This window comes from Methylomonas stagni, from assembly GCF_050154735.1.
GTDB classification, from domain to species: Bacteria; Pseudomonadota; Gammaproteobacteria; order Methylococcales; family Methylomonadaceae; genus Methylomonas; species Methylomonas koyamae_A.
The window spans coordinates 999,956-1,023,605 of record NZ_CP189557.1 but is presented as its reverse complement, the minus strand read 5'-3'; the positions used below and the strand labels follow the sequence as shown (position 1 = coordinate 1,023,605).

Genomic DNA, 23,650 nt, shown 5'->3' with positions numbered 1-23,650 from the left:
CACCTGAACCATGAAACACGCCGACCTCGCCTGTTTCGACGCCACCCCGCGACTCAATCGGCGTTCCCGGCGCCGCTTGGGCATCGCGGCACTGTTGCTGGGTATGTTGGTTCCGGCGGTGAATGCCGACCCGACGCCGGGGCAGAGCAGCGCGATTCGCGTCAAAGCCGCGTTTTTACGCAATTTCGCCCGCTACGTCACTTGGCCGGAGCCGGCTTCCCCCAGCGTCGATAGGCCTTGGTGCATCGCGGTGTTGGGCCCGGACCCGTTCGGCGAGGTACTGGAAACCAGCGTCAAGGATAGAAGCGAGCAAGGTCACGCGTTTGAAATCGTTCGAGCGGAACGCACGGTGGATTTGCCGATCTGCCATATCGTCTTTGTTGCGTACACCGACATCGCGCTTCGCCACGCCGCTTTGGCCGAGCTGAAACGAAAACCGGTACTGACGGTCGGCGATGCGGAAGACTTTATTGCGGATGGCGGCGTTATCCGCTTTAAAGTCGACGAGCGGGTCGGCATGACCATTAATCTCGATCAAGCCCGCGCCGTTTCGCTGACGATTCAAACCAAGCTGCTGGAAGTCTCCAACGAAATCTTGATCAACGGCAATTTTCGCCGGGTACGATAAGCGATGACGATGCCATCCAACATCCAAGGCCGGCTGGTACTGATTCTGTGGGGCAGCGCCCTGCTGGCGTTTCTGTTGGCAGGCGCCGGCTTGGCAATGTTTCAAAACCTGACGCGGGAGCAAAGAGCCGCGCAAATCATCGAACCCTATGCGCGCATGATCGCGGTTGGCACCGATACAGCCATCGCCTTCGAAGATCCGACGCGTGCGCAGGAAATCCTCGACACCTTAAAATCCAATCCCCAAATTCAAGCGGCGGCCATCGTTTTGGACAACGGCCGGGTGTTGGCGAGTTTCGAGCGTTTGCCGCAAAGCTCTCTAGCGCGGGCACTTCCAGAAAAGGACGGGATTTTCGTGAATCGCGAGCGCGCCGACTGGTTGCAAACCTTATCCAGCGGCGCCAGGCTGTATCTGGCCATGAGTATGGCGGCCATCGAGCAGCAAACCCGCGAAATCTTCGCTTTATTCGGCGGCGGCGTGCTGGTGCTGCTGATCGCCACGATAGGCCAACAACTGATGCTGAAGCGCGCCATCGTCGCGCCGATCGCCGCACTGACCGACGCTAGCGAACGGGTGAGGTTCTCGGCCGATTACCACCACCGCGTGCCGGCCGGCGGCGCCGAGGAACTGGCTCGCTTGGGACAAAACTTCAACGCGATGATGGCGGCAATCCAGGAACGCGAGCAGGCATTGCGCCATGCCAACGTGTTCCAACACACGATATTGCAAAACATCGCCCACGGTATCATCTCCACATCCCCGGACGGCACCGTCACCAGTTTCAATCCGGCCGCCGAGCGTTTACTGGGTTATGCCGCAAGCGAAGTCGTCGGCCGCGCGACACCCGCGCTTTGGCACGACGGCGAGGAAATCGTCCGCTACGCTCGCGAGCTTTCCGCGGAACTCGGAGTAACCCTATCGCCGGGCTTCGAGGTATTCACCGCCAAGCCGATGCGTCATCAACCGGAGGAACGCGAATGGACCTTCATCCGTAAGAACGGGCAACGAATTCCGGTGTCTTTGTCGATTACCGCGCTACGCGACGATGCCGGGCGGATAAGCGGCTTCGTCGGCCTGACCTACGACCTTTCCGAACGAAAACAGACCCAGCAACGCCTGCACTTGCTCAGCTTCGCGCTGGATCGAGTCGAGGAGACGATATTGTTGATGGGCGAGAACGACCCGCGTTTTTTGTATGCCAATCTAAGTACGGTGCGCACCCTAGGCTATAGCCGCGAAGAACTCACCGGCGGCATGAGCCTATTCGACATCATCCCGGATTGGACCGACGCGATGTGGGCGAGCTTCCGGCGGGAACTGAGCGAGCGGCGGCGCGCGCAATTCGAAACCCAGCATCAACGCCGGGACGGCCGACGCTTTCCGGTGGAGATCACGGCCAATGTGTTCGAATTCGCCGGCCAAATCTACAACTTGGTCATTTGCCGGGACGTTAGCGAATGCAAGCAAGCCGAGGCGGCCCTGGCGAAAAGGGTGCGCGAGTTTCGCACGCTGACCGAGAACCATCCAGACGGCATCGTACGCTTCGACACCCTGGGTCGCCATCTGTACATCAATGCGTCGGCCGCGCGCAGCTCGGGAACGGCCGACATGTCGCCGATCGGCAAGACCGTATGCGAATTGCCGATACCGGGCAATCCGGACCTGACGCAACCATTGCTGAACGCCGTGTTGGGGGTTGTCAGCAGCGGCGCGCCGAATTTGATGGAATTTACCTGGCCGACCGGACGTACCACCGAAATTCGCCATATTCCGGAACTCGGCGAACATGGCGAGGTAGCCAGCGTGCTGGCGATCGCCCGCGATGTTACCGAGCGCAAGCGTATCGAGGCGGAGCTGGACCAATATAAGCTACAACTGGAAGACACCGTGCGGCGCCGCACCGACGAATTGCGGCTGGCCCGCGACGCGGCGGAAGCCGCCAACAAGGCCAAAAGCGTGTTCCTAGCCAATATGAGCCACGAATTGCGGACGCCGCTCAACGCGATCTTGGGTTTCTCCGGCATGATGCGCCACGACCCGCAGATCACCGAGCATCAGGCGGAGAGCTTGGATATCATCAATCGTAGCGGCGAGCATTTGCTCAATCTGATCAACGACGTACTGGAAGTCGCGAAAATAGAAGCGGGCCGTCTGCAACTGGACATCGCCGCGTTCGATTTATACGCGCTGGTCAAGGACGTCACCGAGATGATGCGCATCCGGGCTCGCGAAAAAGGTTTGTCGCTGGTGCTCGAGCAAGCCGACGAATGCCCTCGCTACGTCAGTTCCGACGAAGCCCGCATCCGCCAGATACTAATCAATCTGATCAACAACGCCGTGAAATTTACCGAGCACGGACACGTCACGCTGCGGATGGGGATCAAACACAACGCCAAACATCATTTGCTGATCGAGGTGGAGGACAGCGGCCCCGGCATCGCGGCGGAAGATCAATCGCGCTTGTTCGAACCCTTCGTACAGTTGGCCGACGGCGTCTCTCAACAAGGGACCGGCTTGGGACTGACGATTACCCGCCAATTCGTCCGGATGCTGGGCGGCGACATTCGCGTTAAAAGCGAATTGGGCCAAGGCTCGCTGTTTCGAGTGGAGTTACCGGTGGCGCTGGCCGGCGCGGAGGGTATTACCGAGTTATCCTCCGCTTCCGGCGGCAAGGTGATCGGCCTGGCCGGCGGTCAACCCCGTTACCGGATACTGATCGCCGAGGATCAGCACGAAAACCGCTTGCTGCTGGGACGCTTGATGACCGGCTTGGGCCTGGACACGAAATTCGCAGAGAATGGCCGGGATTGTGTAACGCTATTCGAAAACTGGCATCCGGACTTGATTTGGATGGACCGGCGCATGCCGGTGATGGACGGCATCGAGGCCACCCAGCGGATTCGGCAAGCGCCGGGAGGACGACACGTTAAAATTATCGCGGTCACCGCGTCGGCGTTTCAGGAACAGCAGCAGGAAATGTTGGACGCCGGCATGGACGACGTGATCCGTAAGCCTTACCAGTTCGCGGAAATATACGACTGCCTGGCTCGGCAGCTGGGACTGAGCTATCGCTACGCCAGCGAGGCGCCAGCCACCGCCGCGCCGGCCGTGGATACCGACGCGCTGGCGGCGCTTCCGGCCGAATTGCGCAATCGGCTGACCGACGCCTTGGAAAACCTGAACAGCGAAGCGGTCGCCGCGCTGATCGCCGAAATCGCCTTGCTAGACCCAAGCCTGGCGGTCGCGTTGTCCGGCGTGGCCGACCAATTCAATTATCAAGCGTTGCTCGGATATCTGGATGCCGCTAAGCGGAAGAACGGCTAGATCGGCGCCGGTCTACCAATGGCTATATTCCGGCTATTCAACGATCGCTCGACGCAAGATGGCGCACTATGATTAACGATCCAGCGTGACGCGATGCTCAAAACCTTAGCTTAAAAAGGGAAGCCGCTCGTGCAGGGCAAGACAACTCGGCATACAATAACCGGTTGTATAAGACCGATGCGGCGCTGATTCAGGAGCGTTGACAACCAAGGAAGCGCCTGTCGGCAGAATCGGCGAATTCCTCCGCCGGCAGCCAAAGATGGCGGCTCCCGGCGGAGGAATTCGAGTACCCCAACCCATCGGCCGCGCTAATCCAAGTAGCCGCCGCGCAACCGGAGGAGGCCCGCCTTGACCAGGGAAAACCCAATGATTGATGAACAATCCGGTTCGACTTCGTCCAAAGGCCTGATCTTGGCGGTGGACGATACGCCGGCCTCGCTCAGGCTGCTGACCGACGTGCTCAAGGCCGAGGGCTACGAAGTACGCTCGGCGATCAGCGGCGAACTGGCGCTGCACGCCGCCGAGATCCAGGCACCGGAACTGGCCTTGCTTGACGTCAGCATGCCGGGCATGGACGGCTTCGAAGTCTGCAGACGGCTTAAGCAAATTCCCGGTTCCAGCGACGTGCCGGTCATTTTCGTCAGTGCAATGTCCGACACCCAGGAAAAACTGCGCGGCTTCGAATTAGGCGCGGTCGATTACGTGACCAAACCGTTCCAGCGCGAGGAGCTGCTGGCCCGCGTCCACACCCACCTGGAACTCAACCGGCTGCGCCACCATTTGGGCGACATGGTCGAGGAGCGTACCCAGTCGCTGAAACGCAGCGAATTGAAGTTGAGGGCCAATTTACTGGAATCCATCACCGCAATCGCCGCTACCGTCGAGATGCGCGATCCGTATACCGCGGGTCACCAGCGCCGGGTCGCCCAGGTCGCCACCGAAATTGCCCGAGAAATGGGCCTGCCGGATAATCGCATCGAAGGCATGCATCTGGCCGCTGTCGTCCACGATGTCGGCAAGGTCAAGATTCCGGCGGAAATTCTGTGCAAGCCGGGCCGGCTGACCGAACTGGAATTCTCGCTGATCAAATTGCATGCCCAGGACGGCTACGACATCCTGAAAGCCATCGATTTCCCGTGGCCGATCGCCGAGTTTGTCGGTCAACACCATGAACGGCTGGACGGTTCCGGCTACCCGCAAGGCTTAAAGGGCGAGGAAATTCACCTGGAGGCCAGGATCATAGCGGTTGCCGACGTCATCGAAGCGATGGCCTCCCATCGCCCTTACCGGCCTGGTTTGGGCATAGACACCGCTTTGGCGGAAATCGAAAGTAAGCGGGGGATCATGTTCGACCCGCAGGTCGCCGACGCCGCGCTTCGGCTGTTTCGGGACAAGGGCTACCAGCTGGAGAGTTAACCGCGGACCCGCCGGGTCCGCTTAGGCGCCGTAACGATAGATCGGCGGAATCTCGGCGGTATGATCCAGCTCTATCAATTGCTCGATGATCCCGTCGTTCAATCCGTACACCCAACCGTGCAAGGTCGGCTGGTGGCCGTGTTTCCAAGCTGTCTGCACGATGGAGGTATGCGACAAACGGTGTACCTGCTCCAGGATATTCAGCTCTATCATCCGATCGACTTTTTTGTCTTCGCTCAAATAAGCGAGCTCGTCCTGATGCAGCCGATAAACATCCTTGATGTGCATCAACCACTTATTGGTAATCGTCAGATCGCCGCGTTGCGGCTGCATCGCCGCCTTGACGCCGCCGCAACCGTAATGGCCGCAAACGACGATATGTTTTACCTTCAAAACCGCGATGGCATATTGCAAGACACTCAGGCAATTGAAATCGGTGGTAATCACCTGATTGGCGATGTTGCGATGCACGAAGATTTCGCCGGGCTGAGCATTGACCACTGTTTCGGCCGGCACCCGACTATCGGAACAACCGATCCATAAAAAATCCGGGCGCTGTTCCTTGGCCAACTCGATGAAATAACCGGGATCCTTGGCGACCATGTCCTGCGACCAGGCGCGGTTTTCCAACAGCAGTTTAGAGGGTGTATGCATGGGCCGACCTATCGGGTTGAGTTGTTTGCAAACCGAGACTCAGTGTCGCCGCACCCCGCCAGACTCGACGCCGTCCGCCAGGCCGGGTAGCACCCGAATCTCAAACCGCCCATTATCCCCGATAGCGCCGGCGTTTTCGACCGCTAGCTTTGCATCGGGTATAGATCTAGTACTCGACCTTGATAGAACCGATAAAACTGATCGGCGCACCGGGCATATTGCCATAGTAGCGCTGGCTGGCGTCGAAGGTATCCGCCCCGGTGAAATAGCGCTTATCCAACAGATTATAAGCGTTGAGTTGCGCGGTCATCCGAGTCGGCCCCACCTTGAATTTGTAAGCCGCCGAAGCGTCCCAGGTCGCATAGCCCGGCAATTGATAGCTGTTTTGCGGATCGCCCTGGCGCTGGCTGGTCACGCGGATACCGCTGCCCAAGCTGAGGCCGGCGAAGGCCGGATCGGTGAATTCGTATTTCAACCAGACATTAGCCGAATGGCGCGGTGCGTTGGGAAAACGCTTGCCCAGCAGGCTGACGCCACCGTAGACGTCCTGCTCGGTAAACTTAGTAATGCGGGTATCCAAATAGGTGTAATTGGCGATCAAACTCCAATTCTCGGATAGCTCCCCGGCCAAGTCGAACTCAACGCCCCGACTGCGTGCCGCGCCCACGGTGGTCGTATAGCCAAGTAAAGCCAACGTTGGATCGGGATTGCCGGTGGCCAAATTGGTTTTGACGATATCGAAATAAGCCAGACTGGCGGTCAATTTTTGATCGAACAGTTCGGTCTTGATGCCGCCTTCGAATTGTCTGGCTTCTTGCGGCTTTAACGGCGTGCCGTCCGTATTGCGGGCGCTGTAGGAATTATTGGTACCCAGCGATTCGGTGTAGTTGCCGTACAAGGACAGCCACGGAAAGGCCCTATACAACACGCCGACCCGCGGACTGAATTTTCCGGCCGACACATGGTTTGCGTTCATGGCGGCCTCGGCGGCGGCATAGGAACTGCCGGAGCTGCCGACGCCGTAGTCGGCCCAGTCATAGCGGCCGCCGCCCAATAAATGCAGCCTGTCCCAGAACACCATTTGATCCTGAAAATACACGCCGTTCCATTCCTGATGGTAATGCCCGTAATTCAACGGTAGCAGCGCCAAGTTGCCGGTAAAGGGCTGCGGGTTATAGATGTCGATACTATCGACGCTGGCGCAGCAGCGATTCTGGCTTTCGTCGGTGTACGCGTAATAGTCGTGACCCACCAACAAGGTATGTTTGACGCCCCAGGTATTCAGATGGCCCAACAGATTGGTATTGAACGAATAGGTTTGCGAACTTTTGACATTGTTGTCCCAATTGTAGCGATCGACGGTGCGCTGGTCGGCATGAATGCCGTACGGAAAAATGTCGTATTGAATCCGGCTGCCGAGAAAGGCCGAAAATTGCTGACTGATTTTCCAATCGTCGTTAAAAGCATGCGACCAGTTCAGGTCGGCGACATTGCGCTCCTGATTGGCGTGCGCCGACTGGTCGCTTAACGCGGTGTTGATCGGCAAATTGGCCGGTCGAGTCGCTCCATTCAGCACCGGAAGCCCGTCGTCCCAGCGAAAGTCGTCGCGTTGATATTCCATACCGAAATTGACCTCGGTCCGATCGCTGACCTTCCAGGTAAATTGCGGGGCGATGAAGATACGGTCGCGGTAAAACAAATCCCGAAACGACTTGGTGTCCTGGTAAGCCAGATTGAAGCGGTAGGCGAAGGTTTTATCCTGGTTCAACGCGCTGGTGGCGTCCAACGTGGTCCGATAGTTATCGAACGAACCGAACTGTTGCTGCAGCGCGTAATACGGCGTGAACAGCGGCTTTTTCAAGACCCGGTTGATCATCCCGCCCGGCTCGATCCGCCCATACAGCATCGCGCCGGGACCTTTCAGCACTTCCAAACGCTCGACATTGGCGGTTTCCGCCGCCCAGGAGGCTTCGCGAATGCCGTTACGGTAGGTCGCGCCGTTCATGTCGAAGCCGCGCACGGTAAAGTTTTCGTAAGTCGGCGACGGGCTGATTTGCACACCGCTGACGTTGCGCAAGCCGTCGGCCAATGTAATCGCTTGCTGATCCTTCAAGACTTGTTGCGGCACGACTTGTATCGAAGCCGGGGTTTCCATCAACGGCGTATCGGTGCGGGTCGCGGTACTGGCGTTGGTGCGATGATAGCTAGGATTATAGGGATCATCGGCCAAGTAAGCCGTTTGAGCGGTCACCGTCACCGCGCCCAGCGTCTCGACGCGTTCGCCCGCCGCGCCCGCGGGTTTGATCGCGACGGTGTTGGCTGCGGTAAAACTGAACACTAGACCGCTACCGGCCAACAACTGCTGTAAGGCCTGCGCCACACTGAAGCGGCCGTTGACCGCCGGCGCGGTTTTGCCGGCCACCGCGCCATCGGCGTAAAACGGTTGCACGCCGGTCTGCCGCGACAAAGCATCCAACGCGCGGGCCAGCGGTTGGGCGGGAATGTTGATCGCGAAAGTCTGGTCTTCCGCCCGCGCGGCGCTGGAGGCCAGCAGCAACGGGGCAACGAAAATATACAGCGGCATGTTTGACATCGGTTCTCCTTATCGTGGTTTGGGTTCCGTTCGATAAGACCGTTTCAAAAATAAAACACCGCCACATTCGCCGATTTAGCAAGCATTGCCGGTATGCCGGAACACGCTGCGCGGAGTCTTTAAGCCCGTACGACCAAACTTACCGTCTGGCCAGGATGCCGATTCGGTTACCGTCCAAATACGCGATCCTGACCGGCAATGCGTTGGCGATGGTATTCAGGGCCAGTGGCAGATTGTCGGTCGGAAAGCGGCCGCTGACCGACAATTGCCGCAAGTCAGCGTCGGCGATTTCAATCGACACCGCATGATAGCGCTCCAGCTCCCGCGCCACGTCCGCCAGCGTCAGATTTTTCAAAACCAGCACCCCGTCCCGCCACGCGGCAATGGCTGCTAGATCGCCGGCCCGCACCGGCGCGGCATGCCCTTGTCGATCGAAGTTGGTTTGCTGCCCGGCGGTCAAATGCAGTACCTCGGGGTTCGTGGCAACCTGAATCGCGACTTCGCCCTCTTGAACGGCAACATCGACGTTCGCCGGATCCCGGCGCACATTGAATTGAGTGCCGATATCCTCTATCCACCCCTCGCCGACGCGAACCTCGAACCGGGTTAAGTTATTGTGGGCCACGTTAAACCAGGCCTCTCCTCGCTCCAGCCAGACCCGGCGGGCCCGCGCAGAGTAATTGACCCGAATCGCCGTGTCGGTATTCAATTCAATACTGGAACCGTCACTCAACGTCACGGTTTCCCGTTCGCCCTTGCCTGTCGTAAAGCGCTCGGCGGTCAGCCACTGCCAGATCGGCGGATTGACGATCAATACGCCGGCCAGCAATGTGGCGGCGGCCAATCCGGCCATCGGCCAACGTCGCTTGCGGCGAGCGTGCCGGTAAACCGCTTGAGCCTGTTTAAGTTGCGGCCGCGCCAATTCGCCCAGACCGGCCAACTCGCGCCATAAACGCTTCGCGCGGCGAAAGGCGTCCGCGTGGCGAGTATCCATGGCCAACCAGGCCTCGAAGCCGGCACGATCGTCGGTGGAGCAGTCGCCGGAATTCAGGCGCGCCAGCCAGGCCGACGCTTCCCTGCGTATCCGGGCGTCTCGCTCGTCGCTATTCGTCGAGTTCATGGGCATTCGGGCGGCCACGCGATCAATCCCTATCCCAATCGGCGGCGTCCACTGCCGTCAGGAATAGTTCCAATGCTTTCGCGCAATGCCGCTCGACCGTGCGTCGCGGCAGATTCAGGGTTTCGGCGATTTCCCGGTGACTGTAGCCTTCGATGCGGTGCAACAGAAAAATATGCCGTTGGATTTCCGGCAATTCCTGCAACACCTGCATGCACAAGCGCAGGGTTTGTTGATCGGCCGATATGGCTTCAGGCGTTGCTACCGGACTGCTGATTTGATCGAAATCTTCGATTTCGCCGTCGTACAGTTCGCGTACTTGCCGCTTGCGGCGCAAATCCACCGCCGCATTGGCGGTTACCCGATACAAATAAGCCCGCGGGTTCAAGATCGCATCCGGCGCGTGGTGTTCCAACAAGCGCAGATACGCATCCTGCACCAGGTCTTCGGCGGCATCGTCCAAGCGCTGCCCGGCAAATCCCAGCAACTCCTGCCGGTGCAGTCTGAACAAGCGTTCCAGCCAATTTTGTTTTCGGGCCATCACTGATGCGGGGACAAAAATCGCCTTTATAACAAATACTCCGGCGCTGCGTTATCAATAATCAAGGCCGATCGCCGCAAAGCGATCGGCCTTAGCGCGACCAAACACCACGCAAACCAACCGCCCCAGACTTATCATAAGTTGCCGCGCCGTCTATTCAGTTAAAACTCCAATTTCATCGACCCAATCACCGTCAACGGATCGCCGGGCATATTCCAGGCGCGATACGCGGCCCGAGGACTGAATTTTCCGACCGAGATGGGATTTGTGTTCATGGCGGCCTCGGCGGCGGCATAAAACCGCCGGAACTGCCGATGCCATAATCCGCCCAGTCATAGAGCGGCCGCCACCCAATAAATGCAGCTTGTCCCAGAACACAGTTTGGTCCTGGAAATAAACGCCGTTCCATTCCTGATGATAGCGGCCGGAACTCAACGGTAGCAGCACCAAGTTGCCGGTAAAGGGTTGCGGATGGTAGATATACGTTGGCGCGGCAGCGATTCCGGCTTTCGCCGGAGTACGCTTAATAAGCGTGACCCTCCAACCGTTAACGCCTGAAAATATCGGTTATTCCCGATTTAAACTCTACCCTCACGTGATCAATCTCCATTATGATTTCACGCGAATCACAAATAACCAGAGCGTAGCCATGGCCACAGAAGCATTTACCGTTAGAACCGAATCAGACATTGTGCATCAACTTGATAGCATGGCCGGGGCATTGGACCGTTCTCGCAATTATTTGGTCAACCAAGCCTTGCGCGAATATCTGAAAGCTCACGCATGGAGAATTGAGAAAATCACCCAGGGCATAGCCGCTGCGGATCGTGGCGAAGTCATCGAGCATGAGGACGTGATCAAGGAAATAGAAGCCATCGCGCAACCGGCATCCGGCGACGATTTCTTTAACTGTGCCGGCATTTGGGAAGATCGAGAAATCAACCAAGCGGCCATTCGTGCCAAAGCCTGGCCGGATCGGCGCGGATGATTCTGTGTGATACCAATATTCTGATTGAATTTTACAAAGGCAATTCGGAGATCATCGAAACCCTCAGAACCATAGGACCGGTCAATATCGCGGTCAGCGTCATCACCAAAGCTGAACTGTTTTACGGCGCTAGAGATAAACAAGAACTGGTCAAAATCGAACGCCATCTTGGGCTGTGCCATTGCTACGGCCTGAATCCAGCCATTTCCAGCTTGTTTATCGACTTGATGCGGCGCTATTCGCTCAGCCATAAAGCGTCGGTCCCGGATATGCTGATTGCAGCGACCGCGCTTAGCCATGATGTGACGCTTTACACCCTGAATACCAAGGACTTCAAATTCATTCCCGACTTGAATTTGTATCCCTCAAATTGACAAGGCATTAACGCCAATTGATATGGAAAGTGAAAGCGAGCAATGTCGCGACTGACTGATTTAATTGCACGGACTAAAGCTAGGGACCCTCAGTTAGGTGCGGACTTAGAAAGGGAGCCATATAAGATTTTTAGTCCCGACAGGCATAGCGCCCGGCGGGTTTTCGTAGCGACGCGGACGAATCGGGGGGCACTGTGGGCGTCGGCGGGCGCTTCATTTTTGCCGATTTTTCCGGCACGGGATTGCAGAAAAATCTTTCGCAAAAATAGCAACGCCCCGGACTGTCGATAGTGACTGACTATCACCAAGCCGAGTTTGACATCGTCGGCCTTAGCGCGACCAAACACCACGCAAACCAACCGCCCTGCCGTGCCGTCTATCCGGTTTAAAACTCCAACTTCATCGACCCAATCACCGTCAACGGATCGCCGGGCATATTCCAGGCGCGATTGGCGTTATAGGGTTCGCCCGCCACGAAATAGCGCTTATCGAAAATATTGTAAACGTTCAATTGGGTGGTGAGTTTGCTGGCACCCAGGCGCAAACTGTAACCGACCGAGGTATCGACCCGTACATAGCCGGGCAACTGGTAACTGTTGGCGTTGTCGCCTTCTCGCTTACCGGCCAGATAGGCGCCGATGCCCAGATTTAAACCGGACAGCGTCGGATTTTGAAAGGCGTATTTCAGCCAGGTGCTACCGGAGTGTTCGGCGACGTTCGGCAAGCGGTGGCCGATGTTGCCGGACAACGCGCCGTCCTGGGTGATACGGGCGTCGGTGAACGCATAGCTTGCGATCAGGCTAAAGCCGCCGCCCAATTGCCCGGCGACGTCCATTTCGATACCTTGGCTGCGCGCGGCGCCGATGGTCTCGGAAATGCCTTCCCGAACCAGGGTTGCCACATTTTGTTTATCGATATGAAAATAGGCCAGATTAGCGGTCAAATCGCCTTTAAACCATTCGCCTTTCAAGCCGGCTTCGTACTGTTCGGCGGTTTCGGGTTTCAACGGTTGTCCGCTCTCGGAGCGGCCGTTGTTCGTCCCGAATCCCTCCACTCGGTTGCCGTACAGTGACAGCCAATTCCATGGGCGGTACAGAATACCGACTCGGGGGCTAAAAACCCCTCGCTTTGGGCCGCGAGATTGACGTTGCCGAAACTGGGAATGTAGCCGTTGTAGTTGTCGTTCTGATCGGCGGAGTTTTGATAAGAAGTCGAGGCGCCCGTAGCCTGGTGGGCCCAGTCGTAGCGGCCGCCGCCCAGAATTTGCAATTTGCCGTCGAAAAATGCCAGATGATCTTGGAAGTAAAGGCCGTACCAGGAGGTTTGGTTGATCGAGAAATCGTTGGGATGGTTGATGCGTTGAAATTCGTAGGCGTTGTAATCCAAATTCGCGTAAACCGGGTTGTAAAGGTTGACCCGGGTAAAGGCGAAATTGCCGCCGCCGAAATCGGCGGGAAAATGATAAGGACTGTTGGCCGGCGCGTTGACGGCATTGAAACCGAAGAAGCCGGATTGGCGCACCTCGTCGTAAAAGTAATCCCCGCCCACCAAAACGTTGTGGTTGACCGGACCGGTCGCGAATTTGCCGTTTAAATTAAAAAACGCGTTATAGGATTCCTCGGTGCGATCTTCGAATTGCGAGCCGCGACGAACGACCTGCGGATTGCTGTCGGTTGCCAACAAAGGCTGAAATACAGCGACCAACAATTCGCGGTAATGCTGGGTGGTCCAGTTGGCGACGAAACCGTTCTTGAAGGTCCAATGATCGTTGAATGCGTGCGACCAATTGAAATCCAACAGCGTGCTATCGGACGGATCCTGATTGAACTGACCGCCGGGCTGACCGTAGTTGGTATTGATCGGTACGTTGGCCACTCGCGTACCGACGGCGGGAATACCGGTATCGTAAGGCAAGTTACGATCCATATATTCCAGGCTCAGATTGAATTCGGTCGCATCGCTGGCTTGCCAATGCAACGACGGCGCCACGAATACTTGAGTTTGGCTGACGAAATCGCGAAAGGAGTTTCGGTCGGTGTAACCGAAATCCAGGCGGTAAGCCAAGCTCTTGTCGTCGTTCAGCGGTCCGGTGGCCTCCGCGACGGTGCGGTATAAATCGTAACTGCCGAATTGTTGTTGCAGCGAATAATGCGCTTCGCTTAGCGGCTTTTTGGTGACGACGTTGACCATGCCGCCCGGCTGAACCCGGCCGAACAACATCGCCGCCGGACCTTTCAAGACTTCCACTTGTTCGATGTTGGCCAAGTCGGCATTGAAGTTGGATATACGTTGACCGTTGCGAAATCGGGAATAGTTGGTGCCGAAGCCGCGAATCACGAAGTCCTGGCCTTGCCCGCCCGATGTCCATACCGGCTGCACGCCGCTGACGTTTTTGACCGCGTCTTCCAGGCGGATGGCCTGCTGATCGCTCAAGACCTGCCGGGGCACGACCTGCACCGTCATCGGCGTATCCATTAACGGCGTATCGGTCTTGGTCGACGCCGACGCGAACGCGCGATTGTAGTTGACGTTGTTGGGATCGAACAGCTCGGCGTTCGCCTTGGCAACCACCGTCACCGCCGCCAAGGTCGCGGCGGAATTGGCATCCGGTTGGGTAATCGCCACCGCATGATCGCCGTTGAATTTGAAACTCAAGCCGGTACCCGACAAAAGTTGCTGCAAAGCCTGCGCGGCGGTCAGATTGCCGGATACCGCATGGCCGGTTTTGCCGGAGACGACCTGGTCGGAATAAAACGGTTTGATGCCGGTCTGGGCCGCCAGCGCGTCCAACGCCGCCGGCAACGGCTGGACCGGAATGTTGAAGTGGAAGGTTTGTTCCTCGGCCTGCGCGGAAGCCAGGCAAACGGCCAACGGCGCGGCGGCCAGCAAATCTCGTAGCGGATTCATCGGTTCTCCTGAAAATGAATGAGTCACCGATAAGAGCGTTTTAGCGTGGGCAAACACCTCAATTTATTTTGTTTCGAAACCAAAAGTCGCAACGTACCGAAATAGCCTCAACAAGGCAGACCGAGATAAGCGCCGGACATGGATTAACGGTTCGTAAAACCGGGTGAGGTTTCGGGGAAGGATTTCGACGCGGCATTTTGCAAGCGCTCCAAATAGTTCAAGATTTGCTCGTCCAGCAAGAAGCGCAATTCCCATTCCATCGCCAGGTCGGCCGGCAGGCTGCCGATATCGTGATACCGGATGTAACTCTGCCGCAGTAATTGGCCAATCGCATCGGCGTCGTATAAATCGACGGCTTTTTCGCCGGCAACGACGTCGGCGGTGTGGGCCAGGGTCTTGGCCAGCTCGGCGTCGAAGTCGCGACTGTGGCGTTGCAAAGCCTCGGGAAAACGGTCGAATTGCTGGCCGCTCAGCAAACGATAGCGCTTGCGGACCTGAAGCAATGCCGACAGATTGCTCGCGTCCCGAATGATCGCGCGCAATACGCCGCGTTCGCGCATCTTGCCGGCTTGGCGGGCATCCGGTTCCAGCACCGCATGTGCCAGCAAGTCTTGCGCCGCGCCAAATCCTTTTCCGCCGCCAGCCGCAGCGGCAGCGTATAGCTCATCAGATGGCCGGGATCCGGCAGTCGCACCGTCAGTTTGGCCAGCGTACGCAACGCGGCGATGCAATGGTGACGCGCCAACGCCGCGGACCGGCGCGGCCACAACGCATAATCGAGTGCGCCCATCACCGTCAGACCCAGCAAAATACCGATGACGCGGTCGCGCGGCAAAAATAGATCCTCGACCGCGCCGAAGTCGTGCAGTACGAACAACGCAAACGAAAAACCCAACTGGCGGCCGAGGTAGGCGATGCGCTCGCTGCCGGCGGTGATCCAGGCCGACAAAGCCCAAAACGGCGCGGTCGCCAGCATGAAGCCGATGATGGAATCGAACTGCGACTGAAACACCCACACGTACACATAGGCGCACGCTCCGCCTAACGCGGCGCCGCCGACCCTGAGCAGCGACAGCCGGTAATCGGCGCCAAGACTGGTCTGCGCGGCCACCAGGCAAGTCGGTATCGCGGTGTTGATGTCCGGCCAATCTAGGCTTTGCACGATCAGCATGCAAAGGATGGCGCCCAACGAAAACTTGATGCCGAATTGCAGACTGTCGGCGTGTCGCTGCCAAAATTCGTAGCCCAGCCAGGCCGGATAGTCGGCTTGCGGCTCGGTTTCCGTTTCGGCCGGGTCCGAGTCCGTCGCCGGCTGATGCAAACGTTTCATCAGCGCGGCAATGCGTTGCAAGGCTTGCCAAAATGCGGTTAGCACCGTCGGTTGACCAGTCCCTGCGTAACGCCGCAATACCTCGTCGTCCAATAACGCGGCCACGGCGTCGCTGAGGTCTTGCCGGTTGGTGAAACCCTGTCTCAAGATCGCGCAAGCTTGCTGTAAGGCCGCGTAGACGGCGCGCTTTTCCGCTGTCAGCGGCTGAGCGCGATAATCTTCGGTCAGCGATTGCTCCAGCCACAGCGCGATTTGACGCAAACCGTCGATTTCCTGCAGCAACTCCAGATACGCCGCATGCCGGCGCCGTATCGACACATGCAGCAATTCGCTGTTGGCCAACAAGGTTTGCAATTTGCCGAACAGACCGATCGATGACGGTTTGACCGAAGCGCGGCGCGGTCGGCGGGCTTCGCTGTCGGACAAGCGGCCGAGAAATATCGTCTCCGCCGCTTTCAGTTGATCGGCGATGCCGGCAATCAGCAAAGTGCGCGGGTCGCGCGGCGCGATACTGAGATGGACCAGCGTCCAACTACCCAAGCCGAGCACGCCGATCACCGGAATGTTCCAGAGTGCGTGATATAGGTTTTCGTCGGGCGTGGTCGGACTGTACAACACCGGAATCGAATACCACAGCGCGATGCCGGTCGGCCAGGCGATGAGTCGGGCGTGAAACAAGGCCAGCGCCATGATCGCGAACGATAGGCTCAACATCAGCCAGGGATCGTTGCCGGCCAACATCAACGCCAACACCGAGATCAGTACCGTCACGAACAGATAAAACAACTGGCGCAAGCCGAATGCCAGCGATTGGCCGGCGTTGGCGTAAGCGTCGTAGCTCAGGCAAACCAACAGCGATAGCGCGCCCAGCGGCGGCACGTGCAGGCTTTGGCTGACCGTCGCGATAATCAACGACACCGCGAACAGCCGCGCCGCGGCAATCCGCCGCTCCGGGGAGTCCTTCAGCTCGGCGGCCAGGAATTCGGCCAGACCGGTGCCGAACCAAAACCGGCCGTGGCGTTCCCGCCTGGCGCGGCGGTTCGAATCAGTCATGTTGCCGATCGCCGTCCGCCGATGCGACGCTATCGTCCGGAATCGGCAACGTGCGATCCAGTACCGTGACGAAGGCGGTCATCCCCATGCGTAGCGGACGCTCCGGATCGCGGTCGAGGATTTCGATTCTGACCGGAAAACGCGACGCCAGCACCACCCAGTTCAGCGTACGTTGTACCTCCGGCAATCCGCCTTGCTGTTTGACGTTGTCCGGTGCATTGGCCCAAGCGATGCCGGTCACCACGCCGCGAAAGCGCTTGCCGGGATAGCCGACCAGAAACACGTCCGCTTCCTGGCCGGGGCGTATCGATTGCAAATAGGTTTCCTTGTAATTGGCGACGGCGTACCAATGGCGGTCGTCGACCAGCGCGAACAACTGGCCGCCGGCCTTGGCATATTCGCCTTCGCGGGTATTCAAATTGGTCACGTAGGCATCGAACGGCGCGCGGACTTCGCAATATTCCAGCTCCAGCTCGGCGGCTGTCACGGTGGCGCGGGCCGCTTCGACGCGCGCATTGACGTCGCCGACCTGAGCGATCAGGGATTGCGCGCGCCGGCTATCGCTCTCCGCTTCGGAGACCGCACTCCCGACCGACAGCGCCTTGGCCTTGGCATCGGCCAACGCCGCCCGGGAGGCCGAGTAACGGGCGCGTGCCTGCCGAAGTTGATCGCCGGTCACGTATTGCTTTGCCGCCAGCGGCTCCAGTTGTTCGAGGTACTGTTCCAGATAGTCGTCGTCGGCCGCGATGCGTTTAATTTCGGCCAGCGCGGCCGCGTGCTGATGTTCCAGGCGCGCGACCGCGCTGACGGCGGAACTTTTCGACGCCCGCAGCGATTCGACCTCTTGTTCCGCCAACATCAGTTCGGCCTTGGCGCGATCCAGTTTGGCTTGATAAGGCCTGGGATCGATGACGTAGAGCAACTCGCCCTTGCGTACGAACTGATTGTCGCGCACGTGCAGTCGCACGATGCGGCCGGAGACTTCGGGCGCGATGCCGACGATGTCGGCGCGGATCATCGCGTCGTTGGTACGCGGATGGCGGAAATTGATTTGCCATACCCAAGCGCCGGTCGTAACCGCCGCCAACACGATCGCCATGCCGAGAATGCGGCCGATGCGCACCCGGCGCCGATAGTCGAGTTTAGGGTCGTTTGCCATGCCGGACCTCAACTTGCGTAAAACAACAACCAAATCACGAAGGTGCATAATGCCCACAGGCTGGGAGCGATCAACAACGGCGGTCCCAGATGCGGCGCCAAGCCGACACGCGCCAATTGCCACATCAACGCCACGCTGGCGGCCAAACCGGTCAAAATGCAGATGATCCAGGCCGGCCAAAACGAACCGTGCAGGCTCAACATCGGATCGCAGCCGGCCAGCAATAGCGGCGCCGAATACGCCAGCGGGAATGATCTAAACAAACGAAACGGAGTCATGACGGCCCTCAATGCGAAACGTTGGCGTTATGGAAAAAACGGACTATCGCGAACGCGGCTGTTGTAAAACCCCCGATAGGCTGTTAGCCGTGCCCGGCGCAACCACCGATACGATTTCAAACATCGTTATTGTAAAGCGCTACAATCGGTTTGATACAACGATATTGTTCAATATTCGTTGGCAATTTGTTGCCACATTCGCAGTGGCGCTTCCGTTACTATATAAGCATTTCCTTCTAATGGTGGCGAATTTTTTGACTCAGTCAGTTTCCGCGTTTCCGCCTGTACCGCACATTCGGCCCGCCGATTTTAGTCCCGGCCGCCCGTTGCGATTTAAATGCTGCCTGCCGTTGCTGTTGTCGATAAGCACCGCCTGTACGCCGCCCGTCGCGCACCGGCACCCCGACGCCGGCGAGCCGCAACAAGCGCCGGTGGTGCGCTGGTCCGAATACCGTGTTAGCCATCCGCTGCCGTCCGTGGAGAAGGCGCCCAGCCCATCCGCCGCGCCGAATGTGCGGCAACGTTACGATCTGCCGGCTCTAATCGACATGGCGTTGCAAAACCATCCGGAAACCCGGCTCAGCTGGGAAGACGCCAAAGCGGCCGCCGCCAGAGTCGAACGGGAAGCCGCCAGTTGGTACCCGAAACTGACCGCGTTGGCCTTCGGCCAATATTTCAAGACCAGCATCCCGATTCCGCAAAGCACGCTGGTCAGCACCGGCGTCGGGAGTTTCGGCGGCGCCGAATTGGCCTGGACGCTGTTCGACTTCGGCCGCCGCGAGGCCTTGGACGAAGCCAGTCTGGAGCGCTTCGAAGCGGCTCAATTCGGCTTCGGCCGCAAACACCAGGAGATCGCCTACCGCGTCGCCGACAGTTTCTTCGCCTATCAGGCGGCAATCGCCAAAGTCGCGGCGGCGGAGCAAACATTTACCGCCGCCAAGGCCAACGCTGAAGCGGTCAACGCCAAACTGTCGCAAGGTTTCGCGACGCGGCCCGATTTGCTGCTGGCCCTGCAGGAACAAGCCAAGGCCAATTACGATTGGCAGGATGCGCGCGGCGCCGTGACTCAGACCAGAGCGGCCCTGACCACCAGCGCCGGTTTGTCGCCGTCGGTCGAACTGTCTCTGATCGATCTGAGTCAGGTGCCGTTGCCCGACGCCCTGGCGCCGTCGGTGGAAAAAATCGTCGACCAGGCCCTGGAACAGCGCCCGGATTTGCAGGCCAAACTGGCCGAACTGCGCGCCCGCGAAGCGGAGGTGAGAAAAGCCCGCGCCGAGTATTGGCCCAAGCTGTCGTTGAAAGGCAGCATCGGCAATCAGTATTGGGGCGACGTGCAGACCGATCCGCCAAGCCGGCGGCATTATTCGTCGGACAATCTGGTCGGCAGCGCGATGCTGAATCTGGAATGGAATTTGTTCGACGGCTTCGAACGCCGCGGCGCGGTGGACGAGGCCGAAGCCAAACGCCGGGCCGGCGAAGCGCAGATCGACAGCTTGCGTCTGGAGATCATGCGCCATATCTGGCAAACCTACGCCGACACCAAAACCGCGTTGGAAAAACGCGAATTCGCGCTGGCCCTGCTACGCGCCGCCGAGGAGTCCTACGCGGCGACCCAGGAATCCTACCGGCACGGCTTTTCCACCGTCATCGAGCTGCTGTCCGCGCAAAAGGATCTGGCCCGAGCCCGCTACACCGAAATCGACAGCCGGGCCGATTTGCTGAAATCGGCCGCCGCGTTGGTATATGCGGCCGGCGGGGGCGAGTCGCCTTAAAGCGATCGACAATATTGCGTCCCGTCAGTCGGCGGCCAACACCGGATAATCCGTATAGCCCTTGCTCGGACCTTCGTCGCCGTACAGATAGAAGGTCGCGGCGTCGAACGGGGTCAACGGCGCGCCGAGTGCTATGCGGCGCGGTAGGTCCGGATTGGCGATGAAGTGTTTGCCGAACGACACCGCGTCGGCATCGCCATTGGCGATGGCTTGTACCGCGCTTTCGGCCGTGAAATTTTCGTTGGCGATCAGCGCGCCGCCGAAACGGCGTTTCAACGCCGGACTGATCGCGTCGGGACCTTGCGCTTCGCGGGTGAAAATGAAGGCAAGTTTGCGTTGGCCCAATTGTTCGGCGACGTAAGCGAAGGTCGCCAGCGGGTTGGCGTCGCCCATGCCGTGCATGTCGCAACGCGGCGACAGATGCACGCCAACCCGGCCGGCGCCCCACACCGAAATCGCCGCGTCGGCCGCTTCCAGCAGCAAACGGGCGCGATTTTCCACCGGACCGCCGTAGGCATCTTCGCGGCGATTGGTGCTGTCTTGCAGGAATTGATCGAGCAAATAACCGTTGGCGGCGTGAATTTCGACACCGTCGAAACCGGCCAGTTTAGCGTTGGCCGCGCCTTGGCGAAACGCTTCGATAATGTCGGGAATTTCGTCCAACGCCAAGGCCCGCGGCGTCACGTAATCGCGCATCGGCCGTAGCAGGCTGACGTGACCTGGCGCGGCAATCGCGCTGGGCGCGACCGGCAAGGCGCCGTCCAGATAATACGGATCGGAAATCCGGCCGACATGCCACAGTTGCAACAACATGCGCCCGCCGGCGGCGTGTACCGCGTCGGTCACGCCGCGCCAGCCGTCGATTTGTTCCGGCGACCAGATGCCCGGCGTATCCGGGTAGCCGACGCCTTGCGGGCTAACGCAAGTGGCTTCGCTGATGATCAGGCCGGCACTCGCTCGTTGAGCGTAATAGTCCGCCATCAGCGCATTCGGCACGCGGCCGGCGCTGGCGCGGCAGCGGGTCAGCGGCGCCATCACGATGCGGTTGGGCAATTCAATGTCGCCGATACGGATGGGATCGAACAAGGGATTCATGCGCGGCTCCTGAGCGGTTAAATCCCGCATGATACCAGGGCCGCCGCGAAGCGAAGCACTAGACTGGTCCGTCATTGCTTGGCGCTGATTAGGATCGTGCCATCCCCATCCCTGACAATCCGCGCCGCCAAACCGTTTTGCAAGGTGCTTAAACTCTCGTTCAAATCGGACGTGGAAAAGCGGCCGCTAACCGTCACGGTTTGCAATTGGCTGTCCGTCAGCTTGAATTGGACCGCGTGATAGCGCGACAGTTGGCGCAACACTTCCGGCAAGGGTTGGCGTTTGAAGATCAGCGTACCGTCGCGCCAAGCGCCGCTGGCGGCGTCGGCGACACTGGGCGCCCGCAGATTTCCGTCGGCGCTAAAACCGGCTTGCAGACCGGCCGTCAGCGCCAGCGCCGGCTTACCGGGCACGCTCAACGCCACTTCGCCTTCGACCACCGCGACCGTCGTGTTCTCGCGGTCGATCGCGACGTTGAATTGCGTGCCGACGTCGCGGATGCGCCCGGCGCCCACCCGCACTTCGAAAGGGTGCTCGGCATCGTGAGCGACGCTGAACCAGGCTTCGCCCTGCTCCAGCCAGACCGTGCGCGCGCCGAAACGGTCGATCCGCAATCGCGTCGCGGTATTCAGTTCGATGCGGCCGCCATCGGCCAAGGCCAGGGTCCGGCGCTGGCCAATGTCGGTTTGGTAACGAGCGGCCGCCAATTTTTGTAAGGGTTCCGGGTACTGAAAACCCAACGCAACGGCGAACCCGACGGCGATCAAAGCGGCATTGCGCCGTCGGCGGGCCAACTGGCTATGGCGAACGAAGCCACGCGCGGCGTCTAGCTGCTTGCCGGCCACCTCCGGTAAATCGCCGAGCTGTTGCCAGAATTGTTGAACTTGTTGGTAAGCCTCGGCATGTTCCGGCGAACCGCCGAGCCAATCTTCGAATTGCCGGCGTTCGGTTTCGTCCGCGTCGCCGCGCAAGCGCGACAACCATTGCAGAGCTTGGCGTTGAGATTCGGTCAGACTGGCGAGGCTCATGACGGCACAACCTAAGAATTCAACGTTTGCCGGCCAACGCGGCCGCAAAGCAGTGTTCCAGCGCCGCGTAAAATTGGCGTTCGACGTTGCTGCGCGACATCCTGAGCAGTTTGCCGATTTGCAGGTAGGTCAGTCCGTCGACGCGATGCAACAGGAAGATGCTGCGTTGCAGCGGCGGCAGGTCGTCCAACGCGCGCATGACGCCCTGCAGAATTTGTTGGTGGTGCAGGCTGACATCCGGACCCGGCGCATCCGCCGGCAGGCTATCCAAGTCCTCGACTTCGCCGTGGTAACGTTCGCGGACCGCGAGCTTGCGCTGGTAATCGATCAGCGCATTGCCGGTCAATTTGTAAAGATACGCGCGATGATTTTCGATGGTTTGCGGCTCGGGATGCTGCATCAATCTTAGAAACGACTCCTGCACCACATCTTCCGCCACCTCGGCGGCGCGCTGACCGGCGAAGTACACCAATTCCTTGGAATGACTGTGAAACAATTGCTCGAAAAGGCTTTTGATAGTCATGGTCGGCGAGAAGATCGGAGAAACCAGGCGGATAATATAGCAAAAGCCAAGCCACTCACCCGCTTCGATGCCGACATCAATCCCTCGGCCCACGATAATCCGTGGTTACCGGCTAACCGAGTTTTTTGGCCGGTCCGGTTTGGTCGGCCGGAGGCCCGATCCTAAATAAAAAAATACGGCATATCACACACTCGATACGTCATATGCCGCACTTTTTTGTTTGCAACGCTCCAGCTGATCTCCGGGTATAGGCTCTATCTGGCGCTCGCCGACCGCAAAAAAGTGGCCTGTAATTTGCTGAAAGCGACCATTCCATTGCCGATTCGAACTGCATGTCCACGGTTAGCGAACCCCTATTGCTGGACGCGTTTTTACGCCACCAAAGCGAAATCCGCCAATTCTTGGCCCGCAAAGTCAGTTGTCCGACCGCGGCGGACGACTTGACTCAGGAAACCTATTTGCGTATCGCCAGATACCGCGGCGGTGAAGAAATTCTGGATTTGCGGGCGTTTTTGTTCCGGATAGCCAATAATCTGGCTCTGGATTATTTGCGCGGCCTGGCCCGCTCCGAAGCCCGCGACTACGGACCTGTCGAAGACTCGATCGCTTGCTGGGCGCCGCAACCGGATTCCGCCGTCGCCGCGCAACAGCAACTGGCCAGGATGGAACGCTTTATCTACGCGCTGCCGCAACAATGCCGGACCGTGTTTCTAGCCTGTCGGGTCGACGGCAAGAGCTACGCCGAAATCGCCGACGAACTAAACATTTCGCCGCGCACGGTCGAAGCTCACATGTACAAAGCGATCAAATTATTAAAGGAACGCATGGATTGGTTGTGAGCTGCCGCCGTCCGTTTCCGCTTGCCGAGTA

Annotated in this window: 20 protein-coding genes; 7 read left to right on the top strand and 13 right to left on the bottom strand. The window is 58.8% G+C overall.

Translation table 11 applies throughout. From position 1 onward, the window contains the following. Window positions 1-10: 10 nt before the first annotated feature. The 3 genes from ACP4CD_RS04830 (at window position 11) to ACP4CD_RS04820 (ending at window position 5,368) form a co-directional block, all read left to right on the top strand. Complete coding sequence (locus tag ACP4CD_RS04830; protein WP_426993774.1) at window positions 11-628, top strand: YfiR family protein; 618 nt, start codon at window positions 11-13, stop codon at window positions 626-628. Window positions 629-637: 9 nt separating this feature from the next. Then, entirely contained in the window at window positions 638-3,952 is a 3,315-nt protein-coding gene (locus ACP4CD_RS04825; RefSeq protein WP_426993773.1) for a PAS domain S-box protein, read from the top strand. A 366-nt stretch (window positions 3,953-4,318) separates the two neighbouring features. Continuing rightward, window positions 4,319-5,368: an HD-GYP domain-containing protein gene (locus ACP4CD_RS04820; protein ID WP_071156776.1), complete on the top strand. Its 1,050-nt coding sequence runs from the start codon at window positions 4,319-4,321 to the stop codon at window positions 5,366-5,368. A 21-nt stretch (window positions 5,369-5,389) separates the two neighbouring features. On the opposite strand, the gene can is transcribed toward ACP4CD_RS04820, so the two are convergent. The 4 genes from can to ACP4CD_RS04800 form a co-directional block, all read right to left on the bottom strand. Next, complete coding sequence (gene can / locus ACP4CD_RS04815; RefSeq protein ID WP_064030413.1) at window positions 5,390-6,022, bottom strand: carbonate dehydratase; 633 nt, start codon at window positions 6,020-6,022, stop codon at window positions 5,390-5,392. 166 nt (window positions 6,023-6,188) lie between these two features. Next, window positions 6,189-8,615: a TonB-dependent siderophore receptor gene (locus ACP4CD_RS04810; RefSeq protein ID WP_426993772.1), complete on the bottom strand. Its 2,427-nt coding sequence runs from the start codon at window positions 8,613-8,615 to the stop codon at window positions 6,189-6,191. Between the two features lie 139 nt (window positions 8,616-8,754). Continuing rightward, entirely contained in the window at window positions 8,755-9,735 is a 981-nt protein-coding gene (locus ACP4CD_RS04805; RefSeq protein WP_426993771.1) for a FecR family protein, read from the bottom strand. Window positions 9,736-9,757: 22 nt separating this feature from the next. Continuing rightward, window positions 9,758-10,273, bottom strand: coding sequence for an RNA polymerase sigma factor (locus ACP4CD_RS04800; protein ID WP_064030407.1), 516 nt, complete (start codon window positions 10,271-10,273; stop codon window positions 9,758-9,760). A 649-nt stretch (window positions 10,274-10,922) separates the two neighbouring features. Between ACP4CD_RS04800 and ACP4CD_RS04795 the strand changes: the two genes are divergently transcribed. Together ACP4CD_RS04795 and ACP4CD_RS04790 are read left to right on the top strand one after the other, a co-directional pair. After that, window positions 10,923-11,261, top strand: coding sequence for a CopG family ribbon-helix-helix protein (locus tag ACP4CD_RS04795; RefSeq protein WP_082885611.1), 339 nt, complete (start codon window positions 10,923-10,925; stop codon window positions 11,259-11,261). Beyond that, window positions 11,258-11,635 (top strand): type II toxin-antitoxin system VapC family toxin, encoded by a 378-nt coding sequence (locus tag ACP4CD_RS04790; protein ID WP_426993770.1) that lies wholly within the window; start codon window positions 11,258-11,260, stop codon window positions 11,633-11,635. The genes ACP4CD_RS04795 and ACP4CD_RS04790 overlap by 4 nt, the downstream gene beginning before the upstream one ends. A gap of 385 nt (window positions 11,636-12,020) precedes the next feature. Here the strand turns inward: ACP4CD_RS04790 and ACP4CD_RS04785 are convergent, their stop codons facing one another. The 6 genes from ACP4CD_RS04785 to ACP4CD_RS04760 all read right to left on the bottom strand — a co-directional run bounded on the left by ACP4CD_RS04785 (window position 12,021) and on the right by ACP4CD_RS04760 (window position 18,362). Continuing rightward, the gene (locus tag ACP4CD_RS04785) at window positions 12,021-12,704 is read right to left on the bottom strand and encodes a TonB-dependent siderophore receptor (protein ID WP_426994656.1); all 684 of its coding nucleotides are present in this window, start codon (window positions 12,702-12,704) and stop codon (window positions 12,021-12,023) included. Beyond that, on the bottom strand, window positions 12,638-14,542 hold the full coding sequence (locus ACP4CD_RS04780) for a TonB-dependent receptor domain-containing protein (RefSeq protein WP_426993769.1): 1,905 nt from the start codon (window positions 14,540-14,542) through the stop codon (window positions 12,638-12,640). The genes ACP4CD_RS04785 and ACP4CD_RS04780 overlap by 67 nt, the downstream gene beginning before the upstream one ends. A 143-nt stretch (window positions 14,543-14,685) precedes the next feature. After that, window positions 14,686-15,045 (bottom strand): hypothetical protein, encoded by a 360-nt coding sequence (locus ACP4CD_RS04775; RefSeq protein WP_426993768.1) that lies wholly within the window; start codon window positions 15,043-15,045, stop codon window positions 14,686-14,688. Beyond that, window positions 15,012-16,925, bottom strand: coding sequence for an FUSC family protein (locus ACP4CD_RS04770; protein WP_426993767.1), 1,914 nt, complete (start codon window positions 16,923-16,925; stop codon window positions 15,012-15,014). Before ACP4CD_RS04770 ends, ACP4CD_RS04775 begins: the two co-directional genes overlap by 34 nt. After that, window positions 16,918-18,084: an HlyD family efflux transporter periplasmic adaptor subunit gene (locus tag ACP4CD_RS04765; RefSeq protein ID WP_426993766.1), complete on the bottom strand. Its 1,167-nt coding sequence runs from the start codon at window positions 18,082-18,084 to the stop codon at window positions 16,918-16,920. The genes ACP4CD_RS04770 and ACP4CD_RS04765 overlap by 8 nt, the downstream gene beginning before the upstream one ends. An 8-nt stretch (window positions 18,085-18,092) precedes the next feature. Further along, window positions 18,093-18,362 carry a YtcA family lipoprotein gene (locus tag ACP4CD_RS04760; RefSeq protein WP_064030395.1) on the bottom strand — a complete coding sequence of 90 codons (270 nt, stop codon included), beginning with the start codon at window positions 18,360-18,362 and terminating at the stop codon, window positions 18,093-18,095. 356 nt (window positions 18,363-18,718) lie between these two features. Here ACP4CD_RS04760 and ACP4CD_RS04755 point away from each other — a divergent pair, with 356 nt between their 5' ends. Beyond that, window positions 18,719-20,134 carry a TolC family protein gene (locus ACP4CD_RS04755; protein ID WP_426993765.1) on the top strand — a complete coding sequence of 472 codons (1,416 nt, stop codon included), beginning with the start codon at window positions 18,719-18,721 and terminating at the stop codon, window positions 20,132-20,134. 24 nt (window positions 20,135-20,158) lie between these two features. Here the strand turns inward: ACP4CD_RS04755 and ACP4CD_RS04750 are convergent, their stop codons facing one another. The 3 genes from ACP4CD_RS04750 to ACP4CD_RS04740 form a co-directional block, all read right to left on the bottom strand. Then, window positions 20,159-21,229 carry an alkene reductase gene (locus ACP4CD_RS04750; RefSeq protein ID WP_426993764.1) on the bottom strand — a complete coding sequence of 357 codons (1,071 nt, stop codon included), beginning with the start codon at window positions 21,227-21,229 and terminating at the stop codon, window positions 20,159-20,161. Window positions 21,230-21,300: 71 nt separating this feature from the next. Further along, on the bottom strand, window positions 21,301-22,257 hold the full coding sequence (locus ACP4CD_RS04745) for a FecR family protein (protein ID WP_426993763.1): 957 nt from the start codon (window positions 22,255-22,257) through the stop codon (window positions 21,301-21,303). A 19-nt stretch (window positions 22,258-22,276) separates the two neighbouring features. After that, window positions 22,277-22,780 carry an RNA polymerase sigma factor gene (locus ACP4CD_RS04740; RefSeq protein WP_064030389.1) on the bottom strand — a complete coding sequence of 168 codons (504 nt, stop codon included), beginning with the start codon at window positions 22,778-22,780 and terminating at the stop codon, window positions 22,277-22,279. 332 nt (window positions 22,781-23,112) lie between these two features. On the opposite strand from ACP4CD_RS04740, the gene ACP4CD_RS04735 reads away from it, so the two are divergent. Then, on the top strand, window positions 23,113-23,619 hold the full coding sequence (locus ACP4CD_RS04735) for an RNA polymerase sigma factor (RefSeq protein WP_426993762.1): 507 nt from the start codon (window positions 23,113-23,115) through the stop codon (window positions 23,617-23,619). Window positions 23,620-23,650: the final 31 nt, after the last annotated feature.

Coding starts and splice junctions, on each gene's coding strand:
- ACP4CD_RS04825 (WP_426993773.1), top strand. CDS start 638: ATGCCATCCAACATCCAAGGCCGGCTGGTACTGATTCTGTGGGGCAGC.
- ACP4CD_RS04760 (WP_064030395.1), bottom strand. CDS start 18,362: ATGACTCCGTTTCGTTTGTTTAGATCATTCCCGCTGGCGTATTCGGCG.
- ACP4CD_RS04770 (WP_426993767.1), bottom strand. CDS start 16,925: ATGACTGATTCGAACCGCCGCGCCAGGCGGGAACGCCACGGCCGGTTT.
- ACP4CD_RS04740 (WP_064030389.1), bottom strand. CDS start 22,780: ATGACTATCAAAAGCCTTTTCGAGCAATTGTTTCACAGTCATTCCAAG.
- ACP4CD_RS04800 (WP_064030407.1), bottom strand. CDS start 10,273: ATGGCCCGAAAACAAAATTGGCTGGAACGCTTGTTCAGACTGCACCGG.
- can (WP_064030413.1), bottom strand. CDS start 6,022: ATGCATACACCCTCTAAACTGCTGTTGGAAAACCGCGCCTGGTCGCAG.
- ACP4CD_RS04810 (WP_426993772.1), bottom strand. CDS start 8,615: ATGTCAAACATGCCGCTGTATATTTTCGTTGCCCCGTTGCTGCTGGCC.
- ACP4CD_RS04830 (WP_426993774.1), top strand. CDS start 11: ATGAAACACGCCGACCTCGCCTGTTTCGACGCCACCCCGCGACTCAAT.
- ACP4CD_RS04735 (WP_426993762.1), top strand. CDS start 23,113: ATGTCCACGGTTAGCGAACCCCTATTGCTGGACGCGTTTTTACGCCAC.
- ACP4CD_RS04745 (WP_426993763.1), bottom strand. CDS start 22,257: ATGAGCCTCGCCAGTCTGACCGAATCTCAACGCCAAGCTCTGCAATGG.
- ACP4CD_RS04750 (WP_426993764.1), bottom strand. CDS start 21,229: ATGAATCCCTTGTTCGATCCCATCCGTATCGGCGACATTGAATTGCCC.
- ACP4CD_RS04765 (WP_426993766.1), bottom strand. CDS start 18,084: ATGGCAAACGACCCTAAACTCGACTATCGGCGCCGGGTGCGCATCGGC.
- ACP4CD_RS04780 (WP_426993769.1), bottom strand. CDS start 14,542: ATGAATCCGCTACGAGATTTGCTGGCCGCCGCGCCGTTGGCCGTTTGC.
- ACP4CD_RS04805 (WP_426993771.1), bottom strand. CDS start 9,735: ATGAACTCGACGAATAGCGACGAGCGAGACGCCCGGATACGCAGGGAA.
- ACP4CD_RS04795 (WP_082885611.1), top strand. CDS start 10,923: ATGGCCACAGAAGCATTTACCGTTAGAACCGAATCAGACATTGTGCAT.
- ACP4CD_RS04790 (WP_426993770.1), top strand. CDS start 11,258: ATGATTCTGTGTGATACCAATATTCTGATTGAATTTTACAAAGGCAAT.
- ACP4CD_RS04820 (WP_071156776.1), top strand. CDS start 4,319: ATGATTGATGAACAATCCGGTTCGACTTCGTCCAAAGGCCTGATCTTG.